Here is an 18,415-nt window from a genome sequence, read left to right on the forward strand (position 1 = left end):
AAAATTTAATAAAATCTTTTCTTCTTATTAAATATTTTGTTTTAAATTAATTATATAAAGAAATGGAGGCCGAAAAATGAATTTTTTAAAGAAATTTAAGTATCTTTTTATAGTGTTTATCCCTATGTATATAGTTATTCTTTAATTTCAATCGAATAAAAAAGCAAGGTATTCGAGAAAAAAGTACGGTACCATACAGAGAAAACGCTCTCCCATACAAAAGTAAATTGTACCGAAAGTGATAAAAGCGAATGTTATATGGAGGGAACCCCCTAATAATTTCACCTGAAAATCGGTAATTAATGAAACAAACAATAACAAGATGATACATGATTACGAGTTAATATCCCCAAAAGATAGGATTACTAGTGACAATCTTTGATACTGACAATTGAGGTGACGTCGATGAGAGGGACATTAATAAAAAGTGGAGTATTTATTTTAGTTTTAACAGGAGGGCTATATCTTACAAAATACGCATATGACCATCATACTAACCGAGTTAAAGTAAGAGACACGATTCAACAAATATCAATAGAGCATGGTATACCGCCATGGATTCCTTTATCTATTGCATTCCATGAAAGTAAGTTTGATCGAAACGCAATTGGAGATCAGGGCACATCATTTGGACTGTTTCAGCTTCATCGAGGTGGACTAGCACCTAAAGATTTAACGAACGAAGATTTGAAAAATGCAGAAACCAATACTCGAATTGCAATATCTAATATGATAAATGCATATAACCGTGGTTTACAGCAAAATTTAAAAGGACCAGAGCTATTAAAATATGTTGCTAATACCTCAGGGTGGCCTGGGAATAAGGGTGTTCAATGGACAAATAAGCAGACAGACTATAACGAGGGTTTAGAAAACAGTTTTAAAATGTTTTCTAAACGACAATATGATTTTATAGAATGAGATTTCTTTTTTCTTTCTATTATTATATAACTTATGCCTAAATACGAAAGTTTCCTAAAACAGATACATAGATTGACTTTGTACTGCTTATATTAGGAATTTAAAGAAACAATATGTATAATTCTCCCACTACAATAGTATAGTGGCCTTTATTAACAGCAAAATCTACAATTTACAAGGAGAACATTTTATGAGTAAGAGAATAAAAGAATTAGATTCCATACGAGGGTTAGCGGCACTGACAGTGGTATTTGGACATTTTTGTTTAATGCTACCATCGTTACCTAATTCTATTAAATTTTCTCCGCTTAGGTTTTTATGGGCTGGCGGGGAAGCTGTAATCGTTTTTTATGTACTCAGTGGTTTTGTGTTATCTATGGCACTTTATCATTCAAAAACAAATTATTGGGGATATTTAATTAAGCGATTTGTACGAATCTATATTCCTTATTATTTTTGGATAATCATTACCTTTGCTTTATTTATTTTGTTCTCGCCGTATGAAGTGGCTGGACTACGGGATTGGTTCTATGATAGGTGGCAAGGGTCTATAACAAAAATAGATATTATAAACCATTTTGTACTTCTTAATAACTTTTTTACGGAAAATTATAATCCAGTTATCTGGTCATTGGCTCAAGAAATGCGTATATCTATTGTGTTTCCGTTGTTATTCCTTCTTTTTTATAAACTGAGTTGGAAGAAAACGATACTATTTGCTTTGAGCTTTTCTTTAATTAGTGTTTTCCTTAATATGTTGCATTTAGGGAAAGCAGAGGGATTTTATAATGGTTATGCCGATACACTGCATTTCACATCGATGTTTATGGTTGGAATGTTACTTTTTAAGCATCAGGAAAAGCTTATCTACTTATATAGGAATATGAAAAAATTTAATAAAGGATTTCTTATTGCATTAGGGATTATTCTATATTTATATTCCATTTTAATTTATGGTTTTTCCCGTAATGATACTACTTTCTTATTAAAAGATTGGGGTGTCGTAATCGGTGTTAGTATATTTATAATAATGGCCATGAGTAACCTAAAAGTGAAAGCATTTTTAAATAAGAGTGTATTTGTATACTTAGGAGAAATTTCATACAGTATCTATTTGTGTCATTTTCCAATCATGATGGTACTATTTAAACTTTTGTATACAAAGATACCTATCTTTTTCCTTCTTGCTTTGTGTATTTCAATGACAATACTTTTTTCTATAGTTTCGTATCATTTAATTGAAAAGAAATGTATCAACTGGGCAAAACAAAGAACAACAAATTTTCGAAAAAAAGTGTAATGCTTGAAGGAATTTTATTTCTTTAGTAAATATACGAATATGACCGATTCCTAAGTATATTAGGAATCGGTCAATTACGGATTCTATATAAATATACTAAAATTGAACGAATTTTTAATTTTATACTTAACTCCAAAAATCCTCTTACTAAAGAGAATCTTCGTAACGTTTTTCCAGACATAGCCGAAAGTACAATTAGTAAAACGCTAGTTTCCTTGTAGCTGCTTGGTCAAATAAAGCTAGTTTCAAGAGGAAGAAATGCTCAATGTATACAGGTTTAATTCTGTATTAATAATTATTAGGGGTAACAACACATCGCTATCTATATCTAAAATGTTATATAAAACTATTGAATATTTTATTCGTAAAAACAGAGGTGTAAAATGAATTTTATTTCCGAACTACTTGTTACCTTTGCAATTCCTACAATACAACTCACATTCTTGTTACTACTCATTTTTGTTTTTAGCTACTTTGTAGTATACAAAAAAGTATGTAAAGGAGGGGGGGAATTTACCGTACAACAAGTTATATTGTTTATATTGATAATAGGATATTATTCCCTTGTATTATCAGCCACTTCATTTGGTCGTCCAGATGATATAACTTTCGCAAGAACAATTGACTTTGATGTACTTAGTGTTTATAAAAAAGCATGGAACACCTTTTCATTTTCTTCTTTTTTCCATATCATTGTGAATATAGGTATGCTTTTTCCGTTAGGAATTTTATTACCTTTATTTAGTAATGTTTTTCAAAAAACAAAATGGATGTTAATCAGCTCAATTATAGCAAGTTTATTGCTTGAAATCCTTGAATTTATAATGCAACGTGGAAGTATGGAACTAGCCGATTTACTTCATAATACTTTAGGAATGATGCTAGGATATTCTATGTTAAATATAGTTCTTATATTGTTGAAGAAAAAAGAAACAGATACACAAATGACCAAATATTTATTTCTTCCGATTACAGTAAGTTTTGTTGCACTTGGAATAATGATTTCGTATCAAATGAAGGAATTTGGGAATATGCCTTTAGATCCCATTACAAAAACAGACATGACTGATGTCACTATAAAAACATCAATAGAGTTAAAAGACGAAGGTAATAAAATGCCTGTTTACAAAGAGGAAATTACAAAAATGCCTAATGACAATGAGCCAGTTACAAAAAAATCACATATTCGAGATGTCGAAATTCTGTCTCCCAAAGAAGTATTTCAAAAACTAAAACAAGGAGACTTTGATCCTATAATATCTTTCAAAGCAGGTGATACATTAGTCATTACAGATTATAATATAGATTACTACGCTGATACAAAAGGCTTTTCTCAACCTATATATGTTTTTCAAGTACGCTTAAATGATAATGGGAAAGATAGTTGGTCTCAACCTATTTCTGCGAGAAAATAACGTAGATTTTCATGTTTTTGTTCATGTGAAATAGTTTAATCGAGTTGTCTTGCTCATTTGAAAAATCTCCTATGGAATTTAATTGAAATTGAAAAACATTTAAGAAGAACAATTACGCTGTGGGCTATTGTATAGTGTAGATATGAATAACAAAAAAGGGGGACTATATATGTGGAAGCGATTTGTAGCGATTGGTGATAGTTTTACAGAGGGGATAGGGGATGAAGTTGAGGGAATAGCATTAAAAAGCTGGGTAGATCATTTTGTTCAACTGTGTGTAGATGATTTAAAATATGCTAATTTTGCAAAACGTGGGTTAGTAACTAAAGAAATTCGCTCACAGCAATTGGAACAGGCATTAACTTTTAATCCAGATTTGGTTAGTCTAATTGCAGGTGCAAACGATGTTTTAAAAGGACGTTGGAATCATCATGCATATAAGAACGATATGGAATTTATGATAGATACATTAAGTAAAGCAGGTGCTGATATTATTATAGCAAACCTTCCAGATTTTACTGTTAGGCTTCCATTTCCTTCTGAAAAAAAACAAGTATTAAAAGAACAATTATTAGAGGCAAATGAAGTTATACTTTCACTGAGTAGAGAGTATAAGCTTCATCATGTTGACTTTTGGAATCATCATTTAGTTAATGACAATACGCTTTGGTCTACGGATTTAATTCATCCAAACTCAAAAGGATATGTAAAAGTTGCTGAATTGATTTTTAGTAGTTTGCCTGTACACGACTCTTTTAAATAAGCTGTAGAATGACCTAAACTCCTGTCGCATGCTGTACAGGGGTTTTTGGTGCGAAAAAGAAGGATATAGAGTGCCTATAAATTATACTTTAAGTAATTCTTTTTATTGTTTATATCTTTGTTATTTTCTGTTGCAGAATCCTTATTATAAGGATTCTTTTTTTGTATCAATAATCTATAAAGAAAAAAGATGAAATTGGCGAAAATGAACTAAAAGGTATTTTAAATGAATTGTTAAAACAACACTAATAATGATAACGTTCGCTAAATATATTCGTCGTTTGTAAGAATTTTAAAATCTTCCCTTTTTGAATGCAGCTTAACCATAAATTTAATTTTTTTGTAAATGTGGAACTATTTCATTACTTACACTGTCTATTAAGCGTTAAAACATTTTTTATTTAACATATTTAGAAAGGAATAATCATTTTTAATTAAGGGAGAAGATTGAATTGAAAAAAATATGGATGCTGCTTTTCTTTTGTTTTGGAGTTATGTTGGTAGGATGCAATAAAGATGAGCCGCCAAAACAAGCATTTGAAGAATATATCAATTTATGGAATGATAAAAAATTTACAAATATGTATGATTATTTATCAGAACATGCAAAAAAAACGATTTCTAAAAAGGAGTTCACAGAGAAATATCAAAAAATTTATGAGGGTATTGGAGTTAAGAATTTAAAAATTAAAACGAAAGGAGAGAATACTAAAGATAAAGAACTTTTTCTTTTTGAAGTTAATATGGATACGGATGGAGGAACAGTTTCATTCATCCATGAAGCAAAACTCGTGAAAGATAAAGATAAGGAATCTTGGAAAATAGATTGGACACCAGACTTCATTTTCCCAGGTATGAAAAAAGATTACAAAGTACGTATGCAAACAGAGCAAGGAAAACGCGGAGAAATATATGATCGAAATGGAAAAGGGCTTGCAACGAATGGTAAAGCGACTGAAGTTGGAATTATTCCAGAGAAACTAGGTGAAACGGCAGCGCAAACAAAAGAAATAGTAGCACAATTACTTGATATGTCTACAGAAGAGGTCGATCAGAAGCTCGCAGCGAAATGGATAAAACCAGATTCCTTTGTACCAATTGGTATTTTAAAAGAGGGAACCAGACAGAATGATTATATTGAATTAGAAGGAGTTTCATCTCGCCCAGTAAATATTCGTACGTATCCATTAGGAGAAGCAGCGGCACACTTAACGGGATATATAGGAAAGGTAAATGCAGAGGAGTTAAAATCGCTTCAAAAAAAAGGTTATCAAGCAGATGATTTAGTGGGTAAGACAGGTTTAGAGAAAGTATTAGAGAATAAATTGCGTGGTGAAAAGGGTGGACGCGTATTTATGGAAGATGAGAACGGGAAAGAGATTAAAAACGTAGCAAAACAAGAAGCAAAAAAAGGAGAAAATGTTACGTTAACTATTGATGCTGCAATTCAAGAAAAAATCTTTAATGAGATGAAAAATGAAGCAGGATCTAGTGCAGCGGTCAATCCTAAAACGGGTGAAACAATCGCACTTGTAAGTAGCCCTGCTTATAATCCAAATACAATAGTTAGAGGAGCATCAAAAGCTCAACGGGAAGCATGGAATAACGACTCGAAACTGCCAATGATGAATCGCTTCACACAAGCATTTGTACCAGGTTCCGTATTTAAAACGATTACAGGTGCAATTGGTTTGGAAACAAACACAATAAATCCTAAGGAAGAATTTAAAATTCAAGGATTAAAGTGGACAAAAGATTCATCTTGGGGAAATTATTATGTAACACGTGTGAAGGATGCTAGTCCAGTTGATTTTGATAAGGCAATGAAGTACTCTGATAATATTTATTTTGCTCAACAAGCTTTGAAAATAGGAAAAGATCAGTATGTAAATGAATTTAAGAAATACGGATTTCATGAAAAATTACCAATTGAATACGAATTCCCTATTTCAATCATTGCAAAAGATGGGATAAAAAATGATATTCAACTAGCAGACACGGGGTACGGACAAGGACAAGTATTAATGACACCTCTTCATTTAGCATTGACTTATGCACCGATTGTCAATGAGGGTAACATTCCGTCACCGCATCTTATAAAAAAAACAAAAGAAGCGGGAAATTGGAAAGAAAATGTGATTTCTACCAAGAATCAAGAGATATTAAAAAGTGCGTTAATAAAGGTTATTAATGATCCTGATGGTGCTGGGAGAATTGCTAAAGTTGATGGTGTAACTCTCGCTGGTAAGACAGGTACAGCAGAACTGAAAGAATCGAAAGAAGCAGAGGGTAAAGAACTTGGATGGTTTGCAGCTTTCGATGCAAGCGCGCCAAACATGATTGTTACCATGATGATTGAAGATGTAAAAGGAAGAGGCGGGAGCAACGTTCCAGGTGAAAAAATAAAACATGTTTTTCAGAAATAATACTTAATTAGAAGGTGAAATTTACTTCTTTAGTAAATATACAAACCTTACCGATTCAAGATTATATTAGGAATCGGTTAATTTATGTCTAAACGCAGATTTTATGATTTTAATAATCGTATTTAATTACGTGTTTTTTTACACAATTAAATACGATTATTTTTTATTTAAAAATTATAAAACAACAAATTTTTAAATGTTAAATTAGATAGTTGAAATTTAAAAAATAAGAGCTATTATACTTAACTTTATTTTCAGAAATATTACAAAGCTGTTAGTTTGAAGTAAGGTTATTCAATATAAGTAAGAGGGGAATTTCTTTATACTAAAAGATAAAAGTATTAATTAGATATTTCTAGATAATAAATAGATACATAAATAAAAGGAGCTAAATATATGTATAAAATCATGATTGTAGAAGATGACCAAAAAATTTCTAAACTACTTCAATCCCATATTAATAAGTACGGGTATGAAGGAAATATTACAGAGGATTTTGAAAATATTTTGGCTAACTTTGAAAAAATTCAACCTGATTTAGTTTTATTAGATGTAAATTTACCGAGTTTTGATGGTTTCTACTGGTGCCGACAAATTAGAACGGTCTCTACTTGTCCCATTATATTTATATCAGCACGTAGTGGAGAGATGGAGCAAGTTATGGCACTTGAACATGGTGCAGACGATTATATCACTAAACCGTTTCATTATGAAGTTGTAATGGCAAAAATCCGAAGTCATCTTCGAAGAATTTACGGAGAATACGCACCGAAAGCGGAAGAAAGAGTTGTTCAGCAATCCGGTTTAATACTTTATCCAGAAAAAATGGAATTAAAGCTAAATGATAGCATGTGTATACTGTCAAAAAAAGAAACTGTTTTACTAGAAACTCTCTTACGACAATCTCCTAGTATTGTTAGTCGAGAGAAAATTTTAGAAAAACTTTGGGATGACTATACGTATGTAGATGATAATACGTTAAGTGTAAATGTTACACGTGTCCGAAAAAAATTAGAGGAAATCGGAATAAAAAATGCATTAGAAACAGTTCGTGGTGCTGGATATCGTTTGAAAATAACTTGGAAGAATGATGAGGTATAATAATGAATTTATTTTTACGTGAACATATCCCTTTCATTTGGTTCTCAATCATTCAGCTATTTGTCGTTCTAACTGTTTATTGGCTGGATGGATATAACCACTTATCTACTGCGTTATATAGTGTGTTTTTAGGAGGATGCTTTTTAATTGCGTTTTTACTTTATCGCTACTTTAGCCATCGTAGATTTTATAACAAATTATCCAACCCTTCTGAAACATTAGAGGACTCCTTAGAAGAACTCGATTCCACTCCATTATCAGTAGCACTTCAGCGTGTGTTAAAGACACAATACAGTCAATATCATCAACAGTTAAAGACTTGGGAATATAAACAAAAAGAGCACCTTACATTTATTAATCAATGGGTGCATCAGATGAAAACGCCCCTATCAGTTATTGAACTGATCACACAAGAAGAGAATGGGGAGGTTTTTGAAAGTATTGTGGAAGAAGTAGATCAAATGCAGTACGGATTAGAAATGGTCTTATATATGGCGCGATTACAAACGTTTGAGCAAGATTTTTATGTGGAAAGAGTTTCGTTACAGGAAATCGTTCAAGAAGTAATCCGTGAAAATAAACGTCTGTTTATCCGTAGCTATGTTTATCCAGAAGTAAAAGTAAAACAAACTATTATGGTAGAAACCGATAGAAAGTGGCTTCGGTTTGTTATTCATCAAGTGATATCCAATGCCATTAAGTATTCAGCAGGAAGTAGAAAAAACGTTACTATTACTACATTAGAAGAAGAGCGCTCAGTAATCCTTGAAATACACGATCATGGTGTGGGCATTCCAAAAGAAGACCTCCCGAGAGTATTCCGCCCATTTTATACGGGAATAAACGGTCGGAAATTTAAGGAATCTACTGGGATGGGATTATATCTTGTGAAAAATATTATAAAAAGATTGGAACATGATATTGAAATAAAGTCGGAAGTAGGAAAAGGAACAACAATCTGTATTATTTTCCCTTATGCAAATCGTTAGAACGGTGTTTAGTTTGATTTTTCAGAAACATTACAGGCCTGTTAGATATATGAAAGGTTAATCGATATGAGAAGAAGGGACGCTTAGATAAACTTAGGTTATTAAAAGATAAAAAGGAGCAAAACGATATGGAAATATTAAAGGTCTGTGAACTGAGTAAAATCTATACAGGAAAGGTATCTTATGAAGCGCTCGCCGACATTAATTTGAGTGTGAAAAAAGGGGAGTTTGTAGGAATAATGGGACCATCAGGAAGTGGAAAAACTACTTTGTTGAACATGGTTTCTACTATTGATTCTCCCACATCAGGAGAAATATTGATTAATGGAGAAAATCCATATCAATTATCTCAAAATGAACTGGCATTATTTCGAAGACGTGAATTAGGTTTTGTGTTTCAAGCATTCAATCTTCTTACAACATTAACTGTAAAAGAAAATATTGTTCTTCCTCTGACGTTAGATGGTACTAAAGTTGAGGATATGAATCAGCGTGTAGAAGGTATTGCAGAAAAATTAGGCATTCAAGATATATTAAATAAACGAACATATGAAATATCGGGCGGACAAGCACAAAGAACAGCAATTGCACGTGCTCTAATTCATAAACCTAAATTATTACTTGCAGATGAGCCGACAGGAAACTTAGATTCAAAAGCGGCTAATGATGTAATGGAGTTATTAAAACGATTAAATAAAGAACAAGATGCAACAATGATGCTTGTTACGCACGATCCAGTGGCTGCAAGTTTTTGTGATCGCGTTGTATTTATTAAAGATGGAAAATTATATAACGAAATTTATAACGGAGAAAACCAACAAATGTTTTATCAAAAAATTATAGATGTACTTGCATTACTAGGAGGTCGTAAGCATGACTTTTCAAAGATTCGCTTTTAATAATATCATTCGAAGTAAGCGGACTTATGCTGCACACTTTCTAAGTAGCTCATTTTCAGTTATGGTTTTTTTCACATATTCACTCTTACTTTTTCATCCTGATTTACAAGGAGAACTAGCCTCCACAAGTAAAACAATGAGCCTTTTAGGAACAATGGGGATGCAAATCTCTCAATATCTCATTTTTGTATTTTCATTCTTCTTTCTTTTATATTCGGTGAGTTCTTTTTTAAAAACAAGAAAAAAAGAATTTGGAATTTTAATCATGCATGGTATGACACCGGCGCAGTTAAATAAATTAATTTTTTTAGAAAATATGTTAATTGGAGTCGCTTCAATTACATTTGGTATCTTAATTGGTTTGATATTTTCAAAGCTCAATTTATTGGCAAGTGAAAATATATTAGCGATTGATAAGGGTCTTCCTTTTTACGTTCCTATAAAAGCTGTCTTTACGACAACTGGCGCATTTTTGATTCTGTTTCTAGTCATTTCGTTGTTTACTTCTAAAATGGTAAAAGCAAACAAGTTAATTGATTTGATGAAATCAGAGGAAAAGCCAAAACCAGAGCCAAAGGCATCAAAAGCATTAGCATTCCTTTCCGTATTATTAATTGGATTAGGGTATGGATGTGTGTTCTATTTCGTACTAGAAAGAAACTTCATTATGCCTTACTTACTTGGAGGGGTAGTCTTTGTAGTGATAGGGACATATTTTCTATTTTCACAGTTGAGCGTGTATGTAATACGTGTCTTAAAGAAAAAAGACACTTTGTTTTTTAATAAAACAAACCTTCTTACTATATCTGAATTGGCCTATCGTATGAAGGATAATGCAACTATGTTCTTTATGCTAGCGATTGTTTCCGCTGTGGCCTTCACAGGGATTGGTACATGCCTAGCAATGGGAAATAAGGGATTAACCGAAATGACCAACCCATTTGCATTTACATATACTTCGTTAGGAGAAAATGCACAAGAAGAAGAGCACATTACAGAAATAAAAAAACAACTTACTCGCTCAAATTTCTCTTATCAGGTAGCGGTTACGAATCCTAAATTCACGGAAAATAATTTAGTGCTAATCAAAGTATCAGAGTATAACAAGTTTGCAAAAATCTTCGGGTATGAAATGGAAAAGATAGATAATGATCAAGAAGCGATTATAGTACCCTCAATCATTTCGCAAAAAGAAAAGTATGCAAGAGGAAAAGATATACCCGAGAAAATAGATGTAGTACAGGAAAACTTAGAAATGTTCCTCCGGGTCAAGAAGGCGGTCCCACATATAGTTCTCCCAAATTCAATTGGAGCCATTATTGTTGTTTCGGATTCTCTGTACGATAAAATCCCTAACAGAAAGACGGAAGATGATTCTTACGTAATGAAAAGTCAATATGGTTTTGTCGTGGAAAATTGGGAGAAATCAAGAGTGGTTACAAAAAAATTAGAAGAAACAATGGGTAATCATAATTCGGGGCAAGCACATCATTATTTTAAAGCGTTGTATTCTGAATGGATTTCTTCGAAACAAGAGAACGGTATTTTACTTATTGTCAGTGTATTAGTAGGGATCGTATTCTTTACGTTTGCAGCCAGCCTATTATATTTCAGGCTATATGCAGATTTAGAAAGAGAACAACAACAATACGAAATGATTGCGAAGGTCGGTCTAAGTAGAAAAGAACTAAAGAAAATCGTAACACGACAGCTTATACTAATGTTCTTCTTGCCTATCATTATAGCGATTATTCATAGCGGGGTCGCTTTTATAGCCTTGCAACAGCTAATTGACTACTCTGTTTTAAAGATTTCGATTTTAATTATACTAGCCTTTATATCCATTCAAAGTGTGTACTTTTTCACTGTCCGTTGGCGTTATTTACAACGGTTATATAAAAAAATTATGTAGCGTATTGATAAAACAAGCAAAGAGGAGAAAAAGCAATGAAAAAAGTAATGAAAGTGTGCGTGGCAGGGATTGTATCTATTTCTATGTTAGGAGCTTGTTCTTTTGGGAAGAAAGAAGAACCAAGGAATGCCGCTTTATTAATTGGAGGAGAACAATCATTAAAAGGAATAGTAAATCAACATAAAAGTGAAATTAAGACCAACACTTTGTATAAAGTGAAGCAAGCAGAAATTGATGGTAAACAAGTATTAATGATGGATCAAAAAACAGCGAAAAAAATGGTTGGGTTAGGTGTATTAAGAGAGTCAGATAATGATGATGAAGTATGGAGTTCAGACCCAATTAAGTCAGTACCTTCAGTTCCAAAAGGTAAAGCTGTCTTACTAGCTAGTAAGAAAAATAAAAAAATCAAGGAATTAACAATTAATGAAAAGAAAATAGATGTCCAGTATGCTAGTGATACTTGGTTTGGTCACTATCGTAATCCAAATTACGAGGAATTGATTGTAATTGTTGATAATGCAACTTTCAATCAAATCCCTGTAAATGAAACATCAATGGAAATCCTTCATTTCAATAAATCGTATGGTGAAGATAGACCATATAACACAGATGATGTTACGGCTGTACAAGCAGAAACTGAATGGAAAAAACTCACTAAAACTATGGGGAGTCAAGTGGATGTATTAGATGCGGTTTCTATTATAAAAAAATAATGAAAATATATTTAATACAGAAAAACCAGGATGATTTTAAGAATTTATCCTGGTCTTTTTTATTACATTTTTTTAGAAATATCATCTGTCGAAAAAAAAGATAAACAATGGAACAAATGAAACTTGTATCATGTCTATATATTGAAACCATATTAAAAGTGAGGGCAGCTTTATGTTTATTCAAATAAGTTTGAGGTGTGGAAATGGAACAGAAGTTTATTGAAAAATGTAATCATGATGAGCTTGACTATGTTATAAAAGACTATTGGCAAGATGTATGGAATTATTCATTTATTATTACGAAAGATCCACACTTATCAGATGACATCACACAAGATGTATTTATTAAGGTTTTTAAACATTGGAATTCGTTTCGAAAGGAGTCATCTATTAAAACGTGGATATTAAAAATTACAAGAAATACGGCAATAAACTATTTGAAATCCTCTTATTTTAAAAGGATATCTTTAGTGGGATTTTTTAGTGACGATAAGCAATCTCCATCGGCAGAACAAGAATTTTTTAATCAAGAGGAAATGAATGATGTGTGGGATGTTGTATTAAAACTACCTAAAAAACACCGCGAAATACTAATATTGGACGCGAAATATGAATTATCTTATGAAGAAATGGCTGAAACATTAGGTGTATCCATTGGAACAGTCAAATCTAGGTTAAGCAGAGCAAGAAGTAAAGTTTCAAAATTAATAGGGGAGGATAGAAGTGATGAACAGTAAAAAAAATCCTGACTGGTATAGCAAATTAAAAAATGGACCAATGGAGCGTCGTAAAGATGAAGAAGCATTTATTTATAAAATAAAGCAATCGATATACCAAAATAGTGAAGTAGACTCTGTACCATACAAGAGACCATTTCGTAAAAAAGCATTGCCTATTGTAGTTGTTTTGGTTTGTACAATGTTATTTTTTATTGTTCAACAACCTTGGCTTGATGATAATAAATCACCGGTACAAAGTAGTACTCAAATTAAGCCTAAAACAAAAGATGAGTCTGCTCAAGATCCATCATTAAAACAATTTATGAATGAGTTATATCGAAGTACAAATTCAAAAAATGAAAATGACCTGTATAGAGCGTTAAATGATGAAGTTCTATTTAAAGGGAAAATTTATCAGAAGGATGAATTGAAGTTTGATGAGGATATTTTTCATGAGTTGCAAGTCGCTCTCACAATGGGGGGAGAATTTGCAAATGATACAAAGAAAGCATACAAAGTACCAAGTGGATTGACAGAAAGTAACCAACCAAAGCAATCGCATTTTATATATGCAACTGTTACTGGAAATAAAACGAAAATTTTAGCTGAACCAAAACGAGAATCACAAGTTTTATATGAAGTATCTAATGAAATGGTAAAAGCTTTGATTCCAGAAAAAGCGCAGAATGATGGATATATAAAAATATCGACAATTAACGGTTATACTGGATATGTACAAAAAGAGTATGTTTTAACTGATATTAAATATTCTTTCATATTTGAAAAGAATGATGAAGGTATATGGGAAATAACGAATATAGATTCTATATGGTAAAAGAGGAAGGTTCACTTTAATGAACCTTCCTCTTTATCTTTATCCTCTTTTTGAAGTGAATTCCAGCACTCTAAAATTTCTGATGTAACGAGAGCAGCAATATTTTTTTCCGAATTACTACCAGGAATAACGACAGAAATAGCAATTTTTGGATCTTCGGCAGGAGCATATGCAATGAAAAGAGAATGATTTATCATTCTTTCTTGCTCGTTCGGAGAGCCAGTTATCCCTGTTTTACCCGCGACATGAAAGGGCAAGTTTTTAATCTCCTCTATATTTTGACTCATCCCACCTTGCACGACACCCCAAAAATTCATAGGATAACGATTTGAACTTTCTAAGAGTGGTTTAAACTTTTTTGTTTCCTTATCGTCTTGACCAATAATAGCACTTATGATTTGAGGTTTATATTTATCACCTTTACTTGCCAAAGTTGCTGCATATTGAGCAAGTTGAAGAGGGGTGTGTACTTCATTTCCTCCCCAAGATGCATTTAATAAAGCAGAGATTCCATTTTCAAACTTATTAGATGGATGGAATTCATATTCCCCGTCTTCTTCAAAGGGTAAATCAATACCAGTTTTAGAGCGGAGGCCAAATTGCTTTAAATAATCTGTCCATATATTTGCTACTTTTTCTATATTCCCATTATTTCGGTTGAATAAGGGGAGAGCTACTTTTGCTGTCATAAATGTATTTGATGAATTAATGATAGCTTGACTCGGTGTAATTTCACCTGTTGGTGTTCCAGGAGCATTAGTGATGTTATTTTGATTATCATACTGAAAACTACCATTATCCAAATATGTATCTTCAGGTTGAAAAAGCTTTTCATTTAATCCGATTAAAATAGTAAGTGGCTTTATAGTAGAGGCCATATTTACATAAGATTCACCATACTTTAATTTTTGAATTGCTTTATTTTGCGAAAGGGATTTAATGTTTTCTTTTTTAGATGATACATGTGTATTTAATATATTTGGATCAAAAACTGCCGAATTGGCCATAGTTAATATTGCGCCAGTTTTTACATCGGTTACTACTGCATAACCAGCATTAGCATCAGGTACTTTCTTAATTTGAGATCTTAGTGCTTCCTCTGTTTTTTGCTGCAATTTAGAGTCTAAAGCTAGCCGGACATCTTTTCCTTTTTGTACTTTTTGAATGTTCCATAAGAACTTTTTATTATTCATTTTAAAAATCAGAGTTTTTCCGGGTTTTCCTTTTAAATCATTTTCATATTGAAACTCAATCCCACTTTTACCAACAGGTACATTTTTAGAATTAAGGTCATTTTCTACATACCCAATTACTTGTGAAGCAATTTCGTTCTTTGGATAATATCGAATGAATTCGTCTTTGATCACTACATTTTTAGGTTTATTCTTGTTTATGAATGAAATTTCATTTTCACTTATATCAGAGTATAAGGATGTTTCATTCATAGTCTGCTTATTACAGGATTGTTGTAATTGAGATTTTATGTCCTCTGTAGAAATGTCATGTTGAAACTCGTTTGAAAATTGATTGAAAAAAGCTAATGTGTTTGATGTATCTTTATTCGATAGTTTTTCATCATTAGAAGTGCAATATAGAGACTTAACTTTCTTATTTGTAGCTAGTATTACACCATTTTGATCAAGAATTTTTCCTCTTTCAGCTGAAGAAGTTGCGATAGTAATTGAAATGAAGTTGATTTTTAATAAAATTAGTAAAATCACACTTACAATAGAAAGAACCGCAAAAAATCTCCATCTTTTCGTATGTAACATATAACCCTCCCTTATGTAGCCTATTCCATCTTATAGTTAATTATTTTTTTTGTAAATGTGGAACAACTTTATGATTTAGATTGTCTATTAAGTATTACAGCATGAAGAAAGGAACAATCAGTATGAAAAAAAGTACATGTTAATAGTAAGTCTATGTGTAAGTTTAATATGAGTCATTATACAGTTTAGCATTTCTAATGCAGGCGACAAAAAAATAGAGAAAAAAACAGGAAGGGAGATTTATCAATTACACGGCTAAACCAAAAGGAATGGATGCTTACAAGGATTTAACAAAAAAGATAAGACACTATTATAACTGAATAGTGGTTTCTAATATATAGGGAACGCTTTTAGTATATTTATTTACTAAGTATTAGTGAGGATTTCCTGAAGAATTATATGGAGGATTTATGAAAGAACAAAAAGTAAAGAAACAGAAGACATATATATCTATTCGATTGAATATAATGTTCCTTTGCATATTTGTACTATTCTCAGCTATTATTATGCAGCTAGGAAAAGTACAAATCGTTGAGGGAGAGGCTTATAAGAACCAAGTGGAAAACAGTCAAAATGAAACAACTAGTATACCAGTTCCACGTGGACAGATTCTAGATCGAGAAGGGAAAACGGTCGTTAATAATAAATCTCTTCGCACAATTACGTATACAAGGGTGAAGGGGATTACGAGTGAAGATATTTTAAAAACAGCAAAAGACTTGGCGAAGGTACTTGAAATGCCTGAGCAAGATATAAATAAATTAACCGATATCGATAAAAAAGATTTTTGGATGCAATTGAATACGAAACGTGCGGAATCAAAGATTACTAAAAAAGACATAGGAAATTTTAAAGAAAAGGGAATAGAGGGAAAAGAACTAGACAAAAAAATTCAAGACTTAAGACGAAGTCGCGTTACAGAAGTAGAATTGGCAGAATTAACAGCACAAGATTTAAAGGTGTTAGCTATTAAAAGTAAAATGAGTTCAGGTTATCAACTGACACCACAAATTATAAAAAAAGATGTGACAGATCAAGAATATGCGCGGATAAGTGAAAAACTTGCGGAGTTTCCAGGAGTAGATACAACAGTTGATTGGGAACGTAATTATGTAAATGGTAATTTATTTCGTTCCGTGTTAGGTAATATTACAAGTAGTGAAGAAGGATTACCGAAAGAAAACTTAGATTCTTATTTGGTACGTGGATATAACCGTAATGATCGTGTAGGAAAAAGTTATATTGAACAACGATATGAAGATGTATTACACGGCACAAAAGAAGAAGTGAAAAACATTACTGATAAATCAGGAAACATTATAAACACAGAAATAATCTCTAAAGGAAAAAGTGGTAATAGTTTAACATTAACGATTGATATGGAATTACAAAAGAAAGTGGAAGAAAGTATAGAGAAAAATTTGAGAGCTTTTAAGAGTTCAGAGCCACTGTTGGACCGAGCGTTTGTCGTCATGACAAATCCAAATAACGGACAGATTTTATCTATGGCAGGCAAAAAGATTGTAGAAAAAGAAGGGAAAATAGAGATTGAGGATTTGGCATTAGGTAACATGACAACTTCGTATGAGCTAGGGTCAGCTGTAAAAGGCGCAACGTTATTAACTGGATATGAGACAGGGGCAATACAGCCAGGAGATCAATTTTATGATGCACCGATGAAATTTAAAGGTACACAAGCCAAGAAATCATGGAATGTATCCGGATTTGGTAATATTAATGATTTACGAGCTTTACAAGTATCTTCGAATGTATACATGTTCCAGACAGCTTTAAAAATTGCGGGAGTTAATTACGTACCGAATGGTTCATTGGATATTAAACAAGAAGCATTTGATAAAATGCGTTATTATTTTAAACAATTTGGTTTAGGGGTACCAACAGGTATTGATTTACCGAATGAAATAATTGGGCAAACGAGAAAAGTAGATAGTCAACCTGGGTTTTTACTAGATTTTTCTATCGGTCAGTATGATACGTATACGCCATTGCAATTGGCGCAATATATTTCAACTATTGCAAATGGTGGATATAGAATGCAACCCAAAATTGTACAAGAAATACGAGAGCAATCAATAAAAGAAGAAGAGGTCGGTAAAGTTATACGCTCTATAGAGCCTGTCGTATTAAATCGAGTTGATATGAAGAAAGAACATATTGATCGGATAAAAGAAGGTTTTAGATGGGTATTCCAAGAAGGTGATGGAACTGGCGTGAAATATTTCAAAAATGCGCCATATAAACCAGCAGGAAAGACAGGGACAGCTCAAACTGTATATGGTGGAGATGATCCAATTGGTAGAAATGCAAAAGGAGAACGTATGGAATGTTACAACTTAACATTAGTTGGATATGCTCCATATGATAATCCAGAAGTAGCATTTTCTGTAGTAGTCCCATGGCTTCATGATGATAAAAATGGAATTAATTCTATAATTGGAAAGGAAATTTTAGATGTATACTTTGATTTAAAAAAGCAACGTATACATGGTGAAGCTGCTAGTACAGATAGTTCGAATCAAAGATAGTAAAATTTGTGCACTTTTCTCAGGGGAAGAGACCCTGTTTATATAAAAGCCTTTATAAGTTAAAGAAAAAGGAAGATTTGAAATAAGAGATAGCGGCTATCA

The 18,415-nt window shown here is 32.2% G+C and carries 14 protein-coding genes and 1 pseudogene; 14 read left to right on the plus strand and 1 reads right to left on the minus strand.

Features of this window, described 5'->3' with window-relative positions:
- The first annotated feature begins 405 nt into the window (after positions 1-405).
- From ABH960_RS24165 to ABH960_RS24225, 13 genes and pseudogenes are all read left to right on the plus strand, one after another.
- Positions 406-921 (plus strand): transglycosylase SLT domain-containing protein, encoded by a 516-nt coding sequence (locus tag ABH960_RS24165; protein ID WP_002141806.1) that lies wholly within the window; start codon positions 406-408, stop codon positions 919-921.
- A 142-nt stretch (positions 922-1,063) separates the two neighbouring features.
- Positions 1,064-2,221, plus strand: a complete 1,158-nt coding sequence (locus ABH960_RS24170; RefSeq protein ID WP_404448870.1) for an acyltransferase family protein — start codon at positions 1,064-1,066, stop codon at positions 2,219-2,221.
- A gap of 89 nt (positions 2,222-2,310) precedes the next feature.
- Positions 2,311-2,442, plus strand: a pseudogene (locus ABH960_RS24175) (Fic family protein); the annotation flags it as partial.
- A gap of 162 nt (positions 2,443-2,604) precedes the next feature.
- Positions 2,605-3,636: a VanZ family protein gene (locus ABH960_RS24180; RefSeq protein ID WP_404448872.1), complete on the plus strand. Its 1,032-nt coding sequence runs from the start codon at positions 2,605-2,607 to the stop codon at positions 3,634-3,636.
- A 169-nt stretch (positions 3,637-3,805) separates the two neighbouring features.
- Positions 3,806-4,399 (plus strand): SGNH/GDSL hydrolase family protein, encoded by a 594-nt coding sequence (locus tag ABH960_RS24185; RefSeq protein WP_002127450.1) that lies wholly within the window; start codon positions 3,806-3,808, stop codon positions 4,397-4,399.
- Positions 4,400-4,850: 451 nt separating this feature from the next.
- The gene (locus ABH960_RS24190) at positions 4,851-6,824 is read left to right on the plus strand and encodes a penicillin-binding transpeptidase domain-containing protein (protein ID WP_483862331.1); all 1,974 of its coding nucleotides are present in this window, start codon (positions 4,851-4,853) and stop codon (positions 6,822-6,824) included.
- 396 nt (positions 6,825-7,220) lie between these two features.
- Positions 7,221-7,925 carry a response regulator transcription factor gene (locus tag ABH960_RS24195; RefSeq protein WP_002085493.1) on the plus strand — a complete coding sequence of 235 codons (705 nt, stop codon included), beginning with the start codon at positions 7,221-7,223 and terminating at the stop codon, positions 7,923-7,925.
- 2 nt (positions 7,926-7,927) lie between these two features.
- Entirely contained in the window at positions 7,928-8,914 is a 987-nt protein-coding gene (locus ABH960_RS24200; RefSeq protein ID WP_404448875.1) for a sensor histidine kinase, read from the plus strand.
- Between the two features lie 128 nt (positions 8,915-9,042).
- The gene (locus ABH960_RS24205) at positions 9,043-9,813 is read left to right on the plus strand and encodes an ABC transporter ATP-binding protein (RefSeq protein ID WP_002017024.1); all 771 of its coding nucleotides are present in this window, start codon (positions 9,043-9,045) and stop codon (positions 9,811-9,813) included.
- Complete coding sequence (locus ABH960_RS24210; protein WP_404448877.1) at positions 9,788-11,725, plus strand: FtsX-like permease family protein; 1,938 nt, start codon at positions 9,788-9,790, stop codon at positions 11,723-11,725. The genes ABH960_RS24205 and ABH960_RS24210 overlap by 26 nt, the downstream gene beginning before the upstream one ends.
- A gap of 35 nt (positions 11,726-11,760) precedes the next feature.
- A complete protein-coding gene (locus tag ABH960_RS24215; protein WP_016101987.1) occupies positions 11,761-12,441 on the plus strand; it encodes a lipoprotein BA_5634 family protein in 681 nt (226 codons plus the stop codon).
- Between the two features lie 203 nt (positions 12,442-12,644).
- Positions 12,645-13,178 (plus strand): RNA polymerase sigma factor, encoded by a 534-nt coding sequence (locus ABH960_RS24220; RefSeq protein WP_404448879.1) that lies wholly within the window; start codon positions 12,645-12,647, stop codon positions 13,176-13,178.
- Positions 13,168-13,995 carry an SH3 domain-containing protein gene (locus ABH960_RS24225; protein WP_404448881.1) on the plus strand — a complete coding sequence of 276 codons (828 nt, stop codon included), beginning with the start codon at positions 13,168-13,170 and terminating at the stop codon, positions 13,993-13,995. Before ABH960_RS24220 ends, ABH960_RS24225 begins: the two co-directional genes overlap by 11 nt.
- Positions 13,996-14,006: 11 nt before the next feature.
- Here the strand turns inward: ABH960_RS24225 and ABH960_RS24230 are convergent, their stop codons facing one another.
- Positions 14,007-15,767 (minus strand): peptidoglycan D,D-transpeptidase FtsI family protein, encoded by a 1,761-nt coding sequence (locus tag ABH960_RS24230; RefSeq protein WP_404448883.1) that lies wholly within the window; start codon positions 15,765-15,767, stop codon positions 14,007-14,009.
- 410 nt (positions 15,768-16,177) lie between these two features.
- Here ABH960_RS24230 and ABH960_RS24235 point away from each other — a divergent pair, with 410 nt between their 5' ends.
- Positions 16,178-18,313, plus strand: a complete 2,136-nt coding sequence (locus ABH960_RS24235; RefSeq protein WP_404448885.1) for a peptidoglycan D,D-transpeptidase FtsI family protein — start codon at positions 16,178-16,180, stop codon at positions 18,311-18,313.
- Positions 18,314-18,415: the final 102 nt, after the last annotated feature.

This window comes from Bacillus sp. RC252 (assembly GCF_044909215.1).
Classification (GTDB): domain Bacteria; phylum Bacillota; class Bacilli; order Bacillales; family Bacillaceae_G; genus Bacillus_A; species Bacillus_A mycoides.